Raw genomic sequence first — 15452 nt, 5'->3', positions numbered from 1 at the left:
ATACTACGGCCTTATTAATTCATCATCTATGACAGAGGAACATGTATGGGTGGTATCAGTATTTGGCAGTTGTTGATCATTGCCGTCATCGTTGTACTGCTATTTGGCACCAAGAAACTCGGCTCCATCGGTTCCGATCTTGGCGCGTCGATCAAAGGCTTCAAAAAAGCGATGGGTGATGATGAGCCTAAGCAAGATAAGACCAGCCAGGACGCTGATTTTACTGCTAAATCCATCACCGATAAGCAGGGTGAAGTGAAAAAGGAAGACGCCAAAAGCCAAGATAAAGAGCAGGTATAATCCGTGTTTGATATCGGTTTTAGCGAACTGTTATTGGTGTTCGTGATCGGCCTCATTGTTCTGGGGCCGCAACGATTACCTGTAGCGGTAAAAACGGTTGCTGGCTGGGTTCGCGCTTTGCGTTCCCTTGCAACTACTGTTCAGAATGAACTGACCCAGGAGCTTAAGCTTCAGGAGTTTCAGGACAGCCTGAAGAAAGTAGAGAAAGCGAGCCTGACAAATCTGACCCCGGAGCTGAAAGCGTCAATGGATGAGCTGCGTGAAGCGGCGGAATCGATGAAGCGTTCTTACAGCGTGCACGATCCTGAGAAAGCGAGCGATGAAGCGCACACTATCCATAATCCGGTGGTGAAAGAAGGTGAAGCGCAGCGAGAAGGGGTTACCCCTGCCGCCGCTGAAAACCAGGCCAGTTCGCCGGAGCAAAAACCGGAATCCGCGGGTGCTAAAACGCCAGAGCAGACGGAAAACACTTCCGCCACGTTGATGGATGCAGAAAAGAAAGCTGCCGCACCTGTTGTCGAATCCTCCCCCTCGTCGAGTGATAAACCGTAAACATGGCTGTAGAAGATACCCAACCGCTCATTACGCATCTTATCGAGCTGCGTAAGCGACTCCTGAACTGCATTATTGCGGTTATCGTGATCTTTCTGGCGTTGGTTTACTTTGCCAACGACATTTACCATATGGTTGCGGCACCGCTGATTAAACAGATGCCGCAGGGTGCAACGATGATCGCCACCGATGTGGCCTCACCGTTCTTTACCCCTATAAAGTTAACCTTCATGGTGTCGCTGATCCTGTCAGCGCCAGTGATCCTCTACCAGGTATGGGCATTCATTGCGCCTGCTTTGTACAAACATGAACGTCGACTGGTTGTGCCGCTGCTGGTCTCCAGCTCGTTGTTGTTCTACATCGGCATGGCATTCGCCTATTTTGTCGTCTTCCCGTTGGCGTTTGGTTTTCTGGCTAACACGGCTCCGCAAGGCGTGCAGGTATCGACAGATATTGCCAGCTATCTCAGCTTTGTAATGGCGCTATTTATGGCTTTCGGTGTCTCTTTTGAGGTCCCTGTCGCCATTGTGCTGCTATGCTGGATGGGCATTACGACACCTGAAGATTTACGTAAGAAACGACCTTACGTGGTGGTGGGAGCATTCGTCGTCGGGATGTTACTGACTCCGCCAGATGTCTTCTCGCAAACGTTGTTGGCGATACCGATGTACTGCCTGTTTGAAGTGGGCGTTTTCTTCTCTCGTTTCTATGTCGGTAAGCGACGTACGCGAGATGAGGACAACGAGGCTGAAGAAGCAAAAGAAGCCGAAGCCACCGAGAAAACAGAAGAGTAAATTCAACCGCCCGTCAGGGCGGTTGTCATATGGGAGGTAGCATGTTTGATATTGGCGTTAATTTAACCAGTTCACAATTTGCGAAAGACAGGGATGATGTTGTGGCGCGCGCCTTTGCTGCGGGCGTAAACGGTATGCTTCTGACCGGAACAAACCTGCACGAAAGCCAGCAGGCGCTGAAGTTGGCGCAACATTATCCACGTTGCTGGTCCACGGCTGGCGTGCACCCGCATGACAGTAGCCAATGGCAATCCTCAACGGAAGACGAGATTATCGCGCTGGCAAACCAGTCTGAGGTGGTCGCTATTGGCGAGTGCGGTCTGGATTTCAATCGCAATTTCTCCACGCCACAGGAGCAGGAACGTGCTTTTGAGGCACAACTGCGCATTGCTGCTGAACTGCAGATGCCGATTTTCATGCATTGTCGGGATGCCCATGAGCGTTTTCTGACGTTGCTGGAGCCGTGGCTGGATAGTCTCCCGGGCGCGGTGCTGCACTGTTTTACCGGAACGCGGCAGGAGATGCAGGACTGTGTGGACCGAGGGCTTTATATTGGTATTACCGGCTGGGTCTGTGATGAGCGTCGGGGGATGGAACTGCGGGAACTGCTGCCGTTTATTCCGGTAGAAAGACTACTGATCGAAACCGATGCGCCTTACCTACTTCCTCGCGACTTAACGCCTAAACCGACGTCACGGCGCAATGAACCGGCGCACCTGCCACATATTCTTGAGCGTATTGCCCACTGGCGCGGAGAAGATCCTCAATGGCTGTCAGCAACCATTGATGCTAACGTCCGAACGTTGTTCGAAGTGACCTTCTAAACGGCTTAAATTTTTCTAAAACCGGTATTTTTCACGCTCTGCTTAACTTCTTTATTCAACAGGTTAAGCAGTAGCATGGAACGCGCTTCGCCATCCGGTTCGGTGAAGATCGCTTTTAGCCCCTCAAATGCCCCTTCAGTAATAATCACGCTGTCCCCTGGCTGAGGAGTTTGCGGGTCCACAATACCTTCAGGCTTGTAGATAGAAAGCTGGTGAATAACGGGAGAAGGGACGGTCGCAGGCGTCGCGCCAAAACGGACGAAATGGCTGACACCACGCGTGGCATTGATAGTGGTGGTGTGGATCACTTCCGGGTCGAACTCGACAAACATGTAATTAGGGAATAGTGGTTCACTGACTGTGGTACGTTTACCGCGCACTATTTTTTCCAGGGTGATCATAGGCGTCAGGCAGTTCACCGCCTGTCTTTCCAGGTGTTCCTGGGCTCTCTGAAGTTGCCCACGTTTGCAGTACAGTAAATACCAGGATTGCATAATAACTCTTATCCGCTTGTTCTGAGCGCAAGCATAGCAAAAGCCATGCGTTAAGTTAATTATACCCACCTAAACGCAGGCTGAAACCCAATGGGTATATACGCCCGGGGCTTATATGTATCGCCAGAGTTCACGCTAATTTAACAAAAATACAGCATCACAATGATGAACGCCGTATAATGAAGCGCTTACGAAGAGGCCACAATGGACGCCATGAAATATCACGATTTACGCGACTTCCTGACGCTGCTTGAACAGCAGGGCGAGCTCAAACGCATTTCGCTTGAGGTGGATCCCCACCTGGAAATTACTGAAATTGCCGATCGCACTCTGCGTGCCGGTGGGCCTGCGTTACTGTTTGAGAATCCGAAAGGCTATTCAATGCCGGTGCTGTGTAACCTGTTTGGCACACCAAAGCGTGTTGCGATGGGGATGGGACAAGAAGATGTCTCGGCGCTACGAGAAGTCGGTAAACTGTTGGCGTTTTTGAAAGAGCCAGAGCCACCGAAAGGATTCCGCGATCTGTTTGATAAGCTGCCGCAGTTTAAGCAGGTGTTGAACATGCCGACTAAGCGGTTGCGCGGTGCGCCTTGTCAGCAAAAAATCTACTCGGGCGATGACGTTGATCTAAACCGCATTCCGATTATGACCTGCTGGCCGGAAGATGCCGCGCCGCTGATTACCTGGGGGCTCACCGTAACGCGTGGTCCGCATAAAGAGCGGCAGAATCTGGGCATCTATCGTCAGCAGCTGATTGGCAAAAACAAGCTCATTATGCGCTGGCTGTCCCATCGCGGCGGCGCGCTTGATTACCAGGAGTGGTGCGCAGCGCATCCGGGTGAACGCTTCCCGGTTTCTGTGGCGTTAGGAGCAGATCCTGCGACCATTCTGGGGGCCGTGACGCCGGTCCCTGATACATTATCCGAGTACGCATTTGCCGGGCTGTTGCGCGGAACCAAGACCGAAGTAGTTAAATGTATTTCCAACGACCTGGAAGTGCCTGCCAGCGCAGAAATCGTGCTGGAAGGGTACATTGAACCGGGCGAGCTGGCTCCGGAAGGGCCGTATGGCGATCATACCGGCTACTACAACGAAGTAGATAGCTTCCCGGTCTTTACCGTCACGCACATTACCCAGCGTGAAGATGCAATTTATCACTCTACCTATACCGGACGCCCGCCAGATGAACCCGCGGTGCTCGGCGTGGCGCTGAACGAAGTCTTCGTGCCTATTCTGCAAAAGCAGTTCCCGGAAATCGTCGATTTTTATCTACCTCCGGAAGGTTGTTCTTATCGCCTGGCCGTCGTGACGATGAAAAAACAGTACGCTGGCCATGCCAAACGCGTCATGATGGGCGTTTGGTCGTTTTTGCGTCAGTTTATGTACACCAAATTTGTTATTGTTTGCGATGATGACGTCAACGCACGCGACTGGAATGATGTGATTTGGGCAATTACTACCCGTATGGACCCGGCCCGGGATACGGTACTGGTAGAGAATACGCCAATTGATTACCTGGACTTTGCCTCGCCGGTTTCCGGCCTTGGTTCAAAAATGGGGCTGGATGCCACAAATAAATGGCCGGGCGAAACCCAACGTGAATGGGGACGTCCGATTAAAAAAGATCCTGAAGTGACTGCGCGCATTGACGCAATTTGGGATGAACTAGCCATCTTTAATGACGGCAAAAGCGCCTGAGGCGCGATCGTTTTGCCTATTGATCCGACAGAGAGAGCGCATGACAACCTTAAGCTGTAAAGTGACCTCGGTAGAAGCTATCACTGACACCGTATATCGCGTTCGTTTAGTGCCAGACGCGGCGTTTTCCTTTCGTGCTGGCCAGTATTTAATGGTCGTGATGGATGAAAGGGATAAGCGTCCGTTCTCCATGGCATCAACGCCGGACGAGCAAGGATTCATTGAGCTGCACGTTGGCGCCTCTGAGCTAAATCTTTACGCCATGGCCGTGATGGACCGCATTCTGAAAGACCGGGAAATCAAAGTCGACATTCCGCATGGCGAAGCCTGGCTGCGAGATGAAGACGAGCGCCCGCTGATCCTGATTGCCGGTGGTACAGGGTTCTCTTACGTGCGTTCTATTCTGCTTACCGCGCTGGCGCGTAATCCAAATCGCGATATCACCATTTACTGGGGCGGGCGCGAAGAGAAGCATCTCTACGATCTCTCCGAGCTGGAAGCGCTGTCTGTGAACCACCCGAATCTGCGCGTTGAGCCCGTGGTGGAACAGCCTGAAGACGGCTGGCGTGGTCGTACGGGAACCGTGTTAACGGCAGTATTGCAGGATTACGGTACCCTGGCGGAGCATGATATCTACATTGCCGGGCGTTTTGAAATGGCCAAAATCGCGCGCGATCTCTTCTGTAATGAGCGCAGTGCACGTGAAGATCGCCTGTTTGGCGACGCTTTCGCGTTCATTTAAGCGCTGTGCGCCGGAGCCCTTCCGGCGCATTCATCACCAACCTTACTTCTTCTAACAGGGTGCAAGCCCGGTCTCGTTGTTCCTCTTTTTCACCACGTTTTTTAGTAAACATGTTTTTCCTATCTATTAATCACAAAACTTAGCTTTTGTGACAGGTCTCTTTTTGTTTAGTAAACAAAATTGGCAAACTAGATACAATCAAATTGCGAGGCGCAAACGAGGAAAACCATGAGGCTCGGACTGGATATTGGCGGGACTAAAATCGAAGCGGTGGTGATTGATAACGCGGGTGAAATTGTTTACCGCGAGCGATGCGCGACACCAAAGCAGAGTTACGGTGATTTTTTCCAGGCCGTGACGGAGATGATTGCTAAGGCCAGACTGGCCGTTAATCAGCCTTTATCGGTTGGCGTTGGGGTGCCAGGCGCGGTGGATAGCGAAGGTTTGATTAAGAATTCGAACATCCTGGTGCTCAATCAACAGGCCTTTGCGCAAGACCTTGAGCGAGCATCAGGAATGCCCGTGCCTGTTACTAATGATGCCAACTGTTTTACCTTGTCGGAAGCGATGGACGGTAGCGGACACGGGCATAGCGTGGTATTTGGCGTGATCCTCGGTACCGGTTGCGGCGGTGGACTATGCATCGATAACCGCTTGATCTCTGGACCTAACGCCTGCGCAGGAGAGTGGGGGCATAATGCATTGCCGCGCTACCACGAATCTCAGGACGGGACTGGAGTGATGTGCTATTGCGGACAGTTGAACTGTATTGAGAGCTTTATTTCCGGCAGCGGTCTGGAACGCCAGTACCTGAATCACACCGCGCAGCATGTGGGTGTGCCACAAATTATGCAACAGGTAGAATTGGGTGATGCGGATGCTTGCTTTGTATGGGAACGCTATTGCGATCAACTGGCGCGTGCGTTGGCAAGCGTGGTGAATACGCTCGATCCCGATGTCATTGTGTTGGGGGGCGGGGTATCTAATATCGATTTACTGTATTCTGGTTTACAGGCGCGAGCGGCGCAGTACGTATTTGGTAAGCAGTGCCGCACACCGATTGTTCGGGCCCGTCACGGCGACAGCAGCGGCGTACGCGGCGCGGCCTGGCTGGGGGCGCAACAAGCCATAGTAGAATCAATGAGAGTGAAATGACGAAACCTGTACGTATCAGAGATATTGCCGAAGCTTGTGGTGTTTCAGTTGGTGCAGTTTCCCGCGCCCTAAAAGGGCAGCCGGGGCTGCGTGAAGACACCCGGCTGCGCATTATTTCTGTGGCGCAGCAGCAGGGTTATGATTTTTCCCGTCTGCGCACTGACAAGATCAAACGCGTCCTGTTTTTACTTCACCGCCAGCACAATATCAGCCGGGCATTGCCGTTTTACTCTCAACTGCTGCTGGGCATAGAAGATAACTGTCGTGACCATGGTATTGCGCTGAGCTTTCTCTCCATTGGCCCAGGCGATGCAGTAAGTGAGCAGGTGCTGCTGCACCAGCCTGATGCACTGATCTGTGCCGGATTTTTTGAGCCTGAATTACTTGGCTTGCTTCAACAGATGAAGCTGCCGTTGGTGCTGGTGGATCTCTGGGCGCCGGGCCTGCCTTGCGTGAATCCGGACAACACCCAGGGCGGTTATCTGGCTACACAACATTTGATTGCACAAGGTCGCAGCCGTATTGCTTTTCTTGCCAGCACGCTTGCGCACTACAGCATCCGTCAGCGCGAGAAGGGTTACCGTCAGGCATTGTATGAGGCCCGTTTGCTGATGCCGCCAGAGTATGAAGCCATTGCGCCGCCGCTGCTGGATACCGAGCAATCTTTGGTGGAGGCGGTGAATGAATTGCTCAGTCTGCCAGAGCCGCCCGACGCTATTTTTGCCTATAACGATGCGGCAGCGCTGGTCGTTCAACGGGTGTGTGCGCAGCAGGGTATACGTATCCCGGAAGATCTTGCGCTGGTTGGGTTTGATGATATCGATGCTGCGGCCTGGTCACATCCACCACTCACCACCATTGCGGTTGATAAACAACAATTGGGGCGTGAAGCGCTGCGTTTATTGCTGGAAGAAAATCAGGAAGAGAATCTGCTGTTGCCGGTGCAGTTAGTGGTACGTGGTAGTTCAGAGAAATAAAAAACCCGCCCCTGACAGGCGGGAAGAACGGCAACTAAACTTTCTCTCTTCGCCATTGGCACCATAACTGTGTTGGCTGCGCTCATTCACCCGAATCACTTACTATACGTAAGCTCATCGGGATTCATTCACTTGCCGCCTTGTTCTGGCACCAATGGCTTTGAGATAACATTTCGTAGGCCGGGCAAGCGAAGCGCCCCCGGCATGCTTTGATTAAACTCGCTCAAATACCGTCGCGATGCCCTGGCCTAGCCCGATACACATCGTCGCCAGGCCAAACTGTACGTCTTTACGTTCCATCAGATTGAGCAGGGTGGTGCTGATACGCGCCCCAGAGCAACCCAACGGATGGCCCAAAGCGATCGCCCCGCCGTTGAGGTTGATCTTCGCATCGATCTGCTCCATCAGCCCCAGATCTTTAATGCACGGCAGGATCTGAGCGGCAAAGGCTTCGTTCATCTCAAACAAACCGATATCGCTAGTGGAGAGTCCCGCTTTTTTCAGCGCCAGTTTTGAGGCCGGAACCGGGCCGTAACCCATGATTGAAGGGTCGCAACCAACAACAGCCATCGAACGAATACGGGCACGCGGCGTCAGACCCAGCTCACGGGCGCGACTTTCGCTCATGACCAGCATCGCCGCTGCGCCGTCGGAGAGCGCGGAGGAGGTACCGGCAGTGACCGTTCCGCTAACCGGATCGAACGCCGGGCGCAGGGTGGAGAGCGCTTCAACGGTTGTCTCCGGACGGATAACCTCATCGTAGTTAAACTGCTTCAGTACGCCGTCGGCATCATGGCCGCCGGTCGGGATGATTTCGTTTTTAAATGCGCCAGACTGTGTTGCAGCCCAGGCGCGAGCATGTGAACGTGCGGCGAAAGCATCCTGCATTTCACGGCTGATGCCGTGCATACGAGAGAGCATTTCCGCAGTCAGACCCATCATTCCCGCGGCTTTTGCCACGTTGCGGCTCATGCCCGGATGGAAATCAACGCCGTGGCTCATTGGCACATGGCCCATATGCTCCACGCCGCCAATCAGGCACGCCTGAGCATCGCCGGTCATGATCATGCGTGCCGCATCGTGCAGCGCCTGCATGGACGAACCGCACAGGCGGTTGACCGTGACGGCTGGAACGGAGTGAGGAACTTCCGCCAGCAGCGCGGCGTTACGGGCGATGTTGAAACCCTGCTCCAGCGTTTGCTGCACACAGCCCCAGTAAATATCATCAAGCGCGGATGGCTCCAGCGCAGGATTTCGCGCCAGCAGGCTACGCATTAAGTGTGCGGAGAGATCTTCTGCCCGCACGTTACGAAACGCGCCCCCTTTCGAACGGCCCATCGGGGTACGGATCGCATCAACAATTACAACCTGTTCCATTGTGACTCCTTAAGCCGTTTTCAGGCTGCCAACCGGGCGGGCAGGCTCAACCTGGGGATAATACGGTTCGTTATGGCGCGCCTTATCACGCAGACCAGCCGGAACTTCATACAGCGCTCCGAGGTGTTGATACTGCTGGGCCATATCGAGATACTTCGCGCTGCCGAGCGTATCCAGCCAGCGGAACGCGCCGCCGTGGAACGGAGGGAAGCCCAGGCCATACACCAGCGCCATGTCGGCTTCTGCCGGGCTGGCGATAATGCCTTCTTCCAGACAACGCACCACTTCGTTGACCATTGGGATCATCATGCGAGCGATAATCTCTTCATCACTGAAGTCGCGTTTCGGCCGGCTGACTTCTGCCAGCAGATCGTCAACGGTGGCATCCTCTTCTTTCTTCGGCTTGCCCTTGTTGTCTTCTTTATAACGCCAGAATCCAAGACCGTTTTTCTGTCCGAAACGGTTCGCATCAAACAGGGCGTCTATCGCGTCGCGATAATCTTTCTGCATACGCTGAGGGAAGCCTGCGGACATCACTGCCTGCGCGTGATGTGCGGTATCAATTCCCACCACGTCCAGCAGATAAGCCGGGCCCATCGGCCAACCAAACTGTTTTTCCATGACTTTGTCGACTTTGCGGAAATCCGCCCCATCGCGCAGCAGCTGGCTGAAACCGGCAAAATACGGGAACAGCACGCGGTTCACGAAGAAACCGGGGCAGTCGTTGACCACAATTGGGGTTTTGCCCATCTGGCTTGCCCAGGCGACAACTTTGGCGATGGTTTCATCCGAGCTTTTCTCGCCGCGAATAATCTCAACCAGTGGCATGCGGTGTACTGGGTTAAAGAAGTGCATCCCACAGAAGTTTTCCGGGCGCTTGAGCGCGCTGGCCAGCTCGTTGATTGGGATGGTGGAGGTATTTGAAGCCAGTACGGTGTCCGGGCGTACCTGATCTTCGGTTTCTGCCAGTACCGCTTTTTTCACTTTCGGGTTTTCCACGACAGCTTCAACCACCACGTCCACACGCTCAAAACCGCTATAGTCGAGGGTTGGATGAATAGTGGAAATCACGCCCGCCATTTTCAGACCGTCAATTTTGCCGCGCTCAAGCTGTTTGTTCAGCAGCTTGGCCGCTTCGGTCATGCCCAGCGTTAATGATTTGTCGTTGATATCTTTCATGACAACCGGCACGCCTTTCCAGGCTGACTGGTAAGCGATGCCGCCGCCCATAATGCCCGCGCCCAGCACCGCAGCTTGCTTCGGTGCTTCAATATTTTTGGTGAGTTTTTTGGCTTTGGCTTTGACGAACTGATCGTTAAGGAAGATCCCAACCAGCGCGCGAGCTTCACTGGTGTGCGCCAGTGGAACAAAGCTTTTATTTTCCAGATTCAGCGCTTCTTCACGGCCAAAACGGGCCGCTGCTTCAATGGTTTTTACCGCGGTAATCGGCGCGGGATAATGCTTCCCTGCCGTCTGTGCCACCATACCTTTAGCGATGGTAAAGCTCATAGCCGCTTCAATTTTGCTGAGTTTCAACGGCTCCAGCTTCGGCTGACGTTTGGCCTTCCAGTCGAGGTCGCCGTTAATCGCCTGACGTAATACTGCGATCGCGCCATCAAGCAGTTTGTCTTGCTTCACTACGCCATCGACCAGGCCGATTTTTAGCGCCTGCTCAGCACCAACATCCTTACCTGCCGCAATAATTTCCAGCGCGCTGTCCGCACCCAGCATACGTGGCATACGCACGGAGCCGCCAAAGCCCGGCATAATGCCCAGCTTGGTTTCCGGCAGGCCAATGCGCAGGTCCGGCGTTGCCAGACGATAATCGGTTGCCAGAACACACTCGCAGCCGCCACCCAGCGCGTAGCCGTTTACTGCTGACAGGGTCGGAACAGGCAGATCTTCGAGGCGATTAAAGACGCTGTTGGCAAAATGCAGCCACTGGCTTAGTTGTTCTTCAGGCACGAGGAACAGTGAAAGGAATTCGGTGATATCGGCACCAACAATAAAGGCTGCTTTGTTAGAACGCAGTAGCAGCCCTTTTAAATTCGGTTGTTTTTCCAGCACATCAAGCGCATGGCCCAGGCTGGCAACGGTGGCCGTGTCGAGTTTATTGACCGAACCAGGGGCATCGAACACCAGTTCGGCGATGCCATCTTCCAGCCAGTCGAGGTACAGGGTGTCGCCTTTGTAAAGCATGTCAGTCTCCTGAATCCGCAAGGTGATCTGGTCATACCAGATGAATCGAAGTGTGTGTTTTATGTTAATAAAATGCAAATGAATGATTAAAGAAATGACGATTCGATCACGCTCGGCAGAAATCACGCACTCACAAAGCGATGTGCTAAGATGCGGAGACTTGAGGTCAAAAAACAGAAGGATAGAAAATGGAATCGCTGGCCGCACTCTATAAAAATCATATCGTTACCTTACAGGAACGGACGCGCGACGCGCTGGATCGCTTCAAACTGGATGCATTACTTATTCACTCTGGCGAACTTGTTAACGTCTTTCTCGACGATCATCCATATCCGTTTAAGGTCAATCCACAATTTAAAGCCTGGGTGCCTGTAACACAGGTTCCTAACTGCTGGTTGCTGGTGGATGGCGTAAACAAGCCGAAACTGTGGTTCTACCTGCCGGTCGATTACTGGCACAACGTTGAGCCGCTACCAACCTCTTTCTGGACGGAAGAAATCGAGATCATCGCGCTGCCGAAAGCGGATGGTATCGGTAGCCAACTGCCTGCTGCTCGAGGCAATATTGGTTATATCGGCCCGGTTCCGGAACGTGCGCTGCAACTGGACATCGCGGCCAGCAACATCAACCCGAAAGGGGTGATCGACTACCTGCATTATTACCGCGCCTATAAAACGGAATACGAACTGGCCTGTATGCGCGAAGCGCAGAAAATGGCGGTAAATGGACACCGTGCCGCAGAAGAAGCGTTCCGTTCCGGAATGAGCGAGTTTGACATCAACCTCGCTTACCTGACTGCCACCGGTCACCGCGACACCGACGTGCCATACAGCAACATCGTGGCGCTTAACGAGCATGCTTCGGTTCTTCATTATACCAAGCTGGATCATCAGGCACCGTCTGAAATCCGCAGCTTCCTGCTCGACGCTGGTGCGGAATACAACGGCTATGCGGCAGACCTGACGCGTACCTGGTCGGCGAAAAACGACAACGACTATGCGCATCTGGTGAAAGACGTTAACGACGAAGAGCTGGCGCTGATTGCCACCATGAAAGCAGGCACCAGCTACGTGGATTATCACATTCAGTTCCATCAGCGTATCGCGAAGCTGCTGCGTAAGCATCAAATCATCACCGGTATGAGTGAAGAAGCGATGGTGGAAAACGATCTTACCGGGCCGTTTATGCCGCACGGTATTGGTCACCCGCTGGGTCTGCAGGTGCATGATGTCGCAGGCTTTATGCAGGATGACAGCGGTACTCATCTGGCCGCGCCGTCGAAGTATCCTTACCTGCGTTGCACCCGCGTACTGCAACCAGGCATGGTTCTGACCATCGAACCGGGCATTTACTTCATTGAATCTCTGTTGGCACCATGGCGTGAAGGACAGTTCAGCAAGCACTTCAACTGGCAGAAAATTGAAGCACTGAAACCGTTCGGCGGTATTCGTATTGAAGACAACGTGGTGGTTCACGAAAACAATATCGAAAACATGACGCGGGATTTGAAACTGGCGTAATGGACAGTTGGTTAATCCCTGCGGCGCCGGTTAGCGTCGTCGAAGAGATCAAAAAAAGCCGCTTCATTACGCTGCTCGCCCATACGGACGGCGTAGAAGCGGCAAAGGCGTTTGTTGAGTCAGTCAAAGCGGAACACCCGGACGCCCGCCACCATTGTGTGGCGTGGGTGGCGGGTGCGCCCAATGACTCGCAGCAGCTAGGATTTTCAGACGATGGCGAACCGGCGGGTACGGCAGGTAAACCGATGCTCGCGCAGCTGATGGGGAGCGGTGTCGGCGAGATTACCGCTGTAGTCGTGCGCTACTACGGCGGTATCCTTCTCGGTACTGGAGGGTTGGTAAAAGCCTACGGTGGTGGTGTGAATCAGGCGTTGCGCCAGTTAACGACACAGCGCAAGACGCCATTAACCGAATATACTTTGCAGTGTGAGTACGGTCAGCTGGCAGGCATTGAAGCCTTGCTGGGGCAGTTTGACGGTAAAGTCGTTGCCAGTGATTACCAGGCTTTTGTTCGGCTCAGGGTGGCGCTTCCTTTTGCCAAAGTGGATGAGTTTTCGGCAAAACTGGCGGATTTTAGTCGTGGTTCATTGCAATTGTTAGCGATTGAAGAATAATCCCCACCTCATTTTAAAGAACTAAGGAAGCGGCAGAGATGCATTTTCGCGCCATCACCCGAATCGTTGGACTACTGGTCATCTTATTCTCGGGGACAATGATTATCCCCGGACTGGTAGCGCTCATCTACCGCGATGGGGCAGGGCGTGCATTCACCCAAACTTTCTTCGTTGCTCTGGCGATCGGCTCCATGCTGTGGTGGCCAAACCGTAAAGAGAAGGGTGAACTGAAATCGCGCGAAGGATTTCTGATTGTCGTTTTGTTCTGGACCGTTCTGGGTAGTGTGGGTGCGCTACCGTTCATCTTTGCGGAAAGCCCTAACCTAACGATAACCGACGCTTTTTTTGAATCCTTTTCCGGATTAACCACTACAGGTGCGACGACGCTGGTGGGGCTGGATTCATTGCCACACGCGATTCTCTTTTATCGCCAGATGCTGCAATGGTTCGGCGGGATGGGGATCATCGTGCTGGCGGTGGCTATCCTGCCTATTCTTGGCGTTGGTGGGATGCAGCTCTATCGTGCAGAAATGCCGGGGCCGCTGAAAGATAATAAAATGCGCCCGCGTATTGCCGAAACGGCGAAAACGCTGTGGCTAATCTATGTATTACTGACGGTGGCGTGCGCGCTGGCGCTATGGTTTGCCGGGATGCCCGCGTTTGACGCCATAGGGCACAGTTTTGCCACAATCGCCATCGGTGGTTTTTCCACACACGATGCCAGCGTGGGGTATTTCGACAGTCCCACGATTAACACCATCATTGCTATCTTCTTGCTGATCTCCGGTTGTAACTATGGTCTGCACTTCTCTTTATTAAGTGGGCGTAGTCTGAAGGTCTACTGGCGGGATCCGGAATTCCGCATGTTTATCGGCGTGCAGCTGACGCTGGTGGCAGTCTGTACGCTGGTGCTATGGATACACAATACCTATGGCTCGGCGCTCACGACGATCAACCAGGCCTTTTTCCAGGTGGTATCGATGGCGACGACCGCCGGATTTACCACGGACAGTATTGCCCGCTGGCCGCTGTTTCTGCCAGTGTTGTTGCTGTGTTCTGCTTTTATCGGCGGCTGTGCCGGGTCGACGGGCGGTGGCTTGAAGGTGATTCGTATCCTGCTGCTGTTTAAGCAGGGTAACCGCGAATTGAAACGACTGGTCCATCCGAATGCGGTTTACAGTATCAAACTGGGTAACCGTGCGTTGCCGGAGCGAATTCTTGAAGCCGTATGGGGATTCTTCTCTGCCTATGCGCTGGTCTTTATTATCAGTATGCTGGCGATTATTGCGACCGGTGTTGATGACTTCTCCGCGTTTGCCTCTGTTGTGGCAACGTTGAATAACCTGGGGCCTGGACTGGGGGTTGTCGCCGACAACTTTGCCAGTATGAACCCTGTGGCGAAGTGGATCCTGATTGCCAATATGCTGTTTGGTCGTCTGGAGGTCTTTACTCTGCTGGTGCTCTTTACCCCTACCTTCTGGCGTGAATAATGGAGTAACACGTGAAAACACTGATTCTTTTTTCTTCCCGGGACGGACAAACGCGTGAAATCGCTGAATATCTGGCTTCTGAACTCAAAGAGCTGGGCGTTTGGGCAGATGTTGTTAATTTGCATCGTACCGCGGAGCCGGACTGGCAAAATTATGACAGCGTGGTAATTGGCGCCTCGATTCGCTACGGTCATTACCATGCTGCTTTTCAGGAGTTTGTGAAAAAGCATGCCACACGGCTGAATTCGATGCCGAGCGCGTTCTACTCCGTAAACCTGGTTGCCCGTAAACCGGAGAAACGTACGCCGCAAACCAACAGCTATGCGCGTAAGTTCCTGATGAGTTCGCCGTGGCGACCAGACCACAGCGCAGTCATTGCGGGTGCTTTGCTGTATCCACGCTATCGCTGGTATGACCGCGTTATGATCCAACTGATAATGAAGATGTCAGGTGGTGAAACGGATACGAATAAAGAAGTGGTGTATACCGATTGGGAACAGGTTGCGAGATTCGCGCGAGAAATAGCCCAATTAACCAACAAAGCGTTGTTAAAATAAGCGCAAAGAATAAAAAATACGCACTCGGAAGATTATTTTAAATTTCCCCTTGTCAGCCTGAAATAACTCCCTATAATGCGCCTCCACTGACACGGAACAACGGATTACAAGCCGCCGGGTCAGCGGGGTTCCACTGAGAACTCCGGCGAAGAAAGCGAA

General features: G+C 53.1%; 15 protein-coding genes. 12 read left to right on the top strand and 3 right to left on the bottom strand.

Annotated features, from left to right (window positions below; translation table 11 throughout):
- Positions 1-45 precede the first annotated feature (45 nt).
- The 4 genes from tatA to tatD are packed head-to-tail and all read left to right on the top strand — an operon-like array spanning position 46 to position 2470.
- Entirely contained in the window at positions 46-300 is a 255-nt protein-coding gene (tatA, locus tag BZK40_RS20415) for a Sec-independent protein translocase subunit TatA (protein ID WP_003017888.1), read from the top strand.
- Positions 301-303: 3 nt separating this feature from the next.
- Positions 304-852, top strand: a complete 549-nt coding sequence (gene tatB / locus BZK40_RS20410; protein WP_008787098.1) for a Sec-independent protein translocase protein TatB — start codon at positions 304-306, stop codon at positions 850-852.
- A gap of 2 nt (positions 853-854) precedes the next feature.
- Positions 855-1646 carry a Sec-independent protein translocase subunit TatC gene (gene tatC / locus BZK40_RS20405; protein WP_003828911.1) on the top strand — a complete coding sequence of 264 codons (792 nt, stop codon included), beginning with the start codon at positions 855-857 and terminating at the stop codon, positions 1644-1646.
- Positions 1647-1687: 41 nt separating this feature from the next.
- Positions 1688-2470 (top strand): 3'-5' ssDNA/RNA exonuclease TatD, encoded by a 783-nt coding sequence (tatD, locus tag BZK40_RS20400; protein WP_079935190.1) that lies wholly within the window; start codon positions 1688-1690, stop codon positions 2468-2470.
- Between the two features lie 5 nt (positions 2471-2475).
- On the opposite strand, the gene rfaH is transcribed toward tatD, so the two are convergent.
- Positions 2476-2964, bottom strand: coding sequence for a transcription/translation regulatory transformer protein RfaH (rfaH, locus tag BZK40_RS20395; RefSeq protein WP_003017881.1), 489 nt, complete (start codon positions 2962-2964; stop codon positions 2476-2478).
- Positions 2965-3168: 204 nt separating this feature from the next.
- Here rfaH and ubiD point away from each other — a divergent pair, with 204 nt between their 5' ends.
- From ubiD to BZK40_RS20375, 4 genes are all read left to right on the top strand, one after another.
- Positions 3169-4662, top strand: a complete 1494-nt coding sequence (gene ubiD / locus BZK40_RS20390) for a 4-hydroxy-3-polyprenylbenzoate decarboxylase (RefSeq protein ID WP_003828905.1) — start codon at positions 3169-3171, stop codon at positions 4660-4662.
- Positions 4663-4702: 40 nt separating this feature from the next.
- Positions 4703-5404 carry an NAD(P)H-flavin reductase gene (gene fre / locus BZK40_RS20385; RefSeq protein ID WP_003828903.1) on the top strand — a complete coding sequence of 234 codons (702 nt, stop codon included), beginning with the start codon at positions 4703-4705 and terminating at the stop codon, positions 5402-5404.
- 228 nt (positions 5405-5632) lie between these two features.
- On the top strand, positions 5633-6559 hold the full coding sequence (locus BZK40_RS20380) for an ROK family protein (protein ID WP_079935189.1): 927 nt from the start codon (positions 5633-5635) through the stop codon (positions 6557-6559).
- Positions 6556-7536 (top strand): LacI family DNA-binding transcriptional regulator, encoded by a 981-nt coding sequence (locus tag BZK40_RS20375; protein WP_032945721.1) that lies wholly within the window; start codon positions 6556-6558, stop codon positions 7534-7536. The genes BZK40_RS20380 and BZK40_RS20375 overlap by 4 nt, the downstream gene beginning before the upstream one ends.
- A 213-nt stretch (positions 7537-7749) precedes the next feature.
- Here BZK40_RS20375 and fadA read toward each other — a convergent pair whose 3' ends face one another.
- Positions 7750-8913: an acetyl-CoA C-acyltransferase FadA gene (gene fadA, locus BZK40_RS20370; RefSeq protein ID WP_079935188.1), complete on the bottom strand. Its 1164-nt coding sequence runs from the start codon at positions 8911-8913 to the stop codon at positions 7750-7752.
- A 9-nt stretch (positions 8914-8922) separates the two neighbouring features.
- Positions 8923-11112: a fatty acid oxidation complex subunit alpha FadB gene (fadB, locus tag BZK40_RS20365; RefSeq protein WP_079935187.1), complete on the bottom strand. Its 2190-nt coding sequence runs from the start codon at positions 11110-11112 to the stop codon at positions 8923-8925.
- Between the two features lie 188 nt (positions 11113-11300).
- Between fadB and pepQ the strand changes: the two genes are divergently transcribed.
- Genes pepQ through hemG form a run of 4 tightly spaced genes read left to right on the top strand, consistent with a single transcriptional unit; the run spans position 11301 to position 15293 of the window.
- Positions 11301-12632: a Xaa-Pro dipeptidase gene (gene pepQ, locus BZK40_RS20360; RefSeq protein WP_008787103.1), complete on the top strand. Its 1332-nt coding sequence runs from the start codon at positions 11301-11303 to the stop codon at positions 12630-12632.
- Complete coding sequence (locus tag BZK40_RS20355) at positions 12632-13246, top strand: IMPACT family protein (protein WP_003017851.1); 615 nt, start codon at positions 12632-12634, stop codon at positions 13244-13246. Before pepQ ends, BZK40_RS20355 begins: the two co-directional genes overlap by 1 nt.
- A gap of 38 nt (positions 13247-13284) precedes the next feature.
- Positions 13285-14736: a Trk system potassium transporter TrkH gene (gene trkH, locus BZK40_RS20350; RefSeq protein WP_003017848.1), complete on the top strand. Its 1452-nt coding sequence runs from the start codon at positions 13285-13287 to the stop codon at positions 14734-14736.
- An 11-nt stretch (positions 14737-14747) separates the two neighbouring features.
- The gene (gene hemG / locus BZK40_RS20345; protein WP_032945724.1) at positions 14748-15293 is read left to right on the top strand and encodes a menaquinone-dependent protoporphyrinogen IX dehydrogenase; all 546 of its coding nucleotides are present in this window, start codon (positions 14748-14750) and stop codon (positions 15291-15293) included.
- The last annotated feature ends 159 nt before the right edge of the window (positions 15294-15452 follow it).

It is taken from the genome of Citrobacter portucalensis (assembly GCF_002042885.1).
Taxonomy (GTDB): domain Bacteria; phylum Pseudomonadota; class Gammaproteobacteria; order Enterobacterales; family Enterobacteriaceae; genus Citrobacter; species Citrobacter portucalensis.
The sequence above is the reverse complement of the archived record's forward strand: the minus strand, read 5'-3'. Positions and strand labels throughout refer to the sequence as shown.

What these genes read in the sequence shown, in the direction of transcription:
- tatA (WP_003017888.1), top strand. Translation starts at nt 46, where the DNA reads ATGGGTGGTATCAGTATTTGGCAGTTGTTGATCATTGCCGTCATCGTT.
- tatC (WP_003828911.1), top strand. Translation starts at nt 855, where the DNA reads ATGGCTGTAGAAGATACCCAACCGCTCATTACGCATCTTATCGAGCTG.
- tatD (WP_079935190.1), top strand. Translation starts at nt 1,688, where the DNA reads ATGTTTGATATTGGCGTTAATTTAACCAGTTCACAATTTGCGAAAGAC.
- rfaH (WP_003017881.1), bottom strand. Translation starts at nt 2,964, where the DNA reads ATGCAATCCTGGTATTTACTGTACTGCAAACGTGGGCAACTTCAGAGA.
- ubiD (WP_003828905.1), top strand. Translation starts at nt 3,169, where the DNA reads ATGGACGCCATGAAATATCACGATTTACGCGACTTCCTGACGCTGCTT.
- fre (WP_003828903.1), top strand. Translation starts at nt 4,703, where the DNA reads ATGACAACCTTAAGCTGTAAAGTGACCTCGGTAGAAGCTATCACTGAC.
- BZK40_RS20380 (WP_079935189.1), top strand. Translation starts at nt 5,633, where the DNA reads ATGAGGCTCGGACTGGATATTGGCGGGACTAAAATCGAAGCGGTGGTG.
- BZK40_RS20375 (WP_032945721.1), top strand. Translation starts at nt 6,556, where the DNA reads ATGACGAAACCTGTACGTATCAGAGATATTGCCGAAGCTTGTGGTGTT.
- fadA (WP_079935188.1), bottom strand. Translation starts at nt 8,913, where the DNA reads ATGGAACAGGTTGTAATTGTTGATGCGATCCGTACCCCGATGGGCCGT.
- fadB (WP_079935187.1), bottom strand. Translation starts at nt 11,112, where the DNA reads ATGCTTTACAAAGGCGACACCCTGTACCTCGACTGGCTGGAAGATGGC.
- pepQ (WP_008787103.1), top strand. Translation starts at nt 11,301, where the DNA reads ATGGAATCGCTGGCCGCACTCTATAAAAATCATATCGTTACCTTACAG.
- BZK40_RS20355 (WP_003017851.1), top strand. Translation starts at nt 12,632, where the DNA reads ATGGACAGTTGGTTAATCCCTGCGGCGCCGGTTAGCGTCGTCGAAGAG.
- trkH (WP_003017848.1), top strand. Translation starts at nt 13,285, where the DNA reads ATGCATTTTCGCGCCATCACCCGAATCGTTGGACTACTGGTCATCTTA.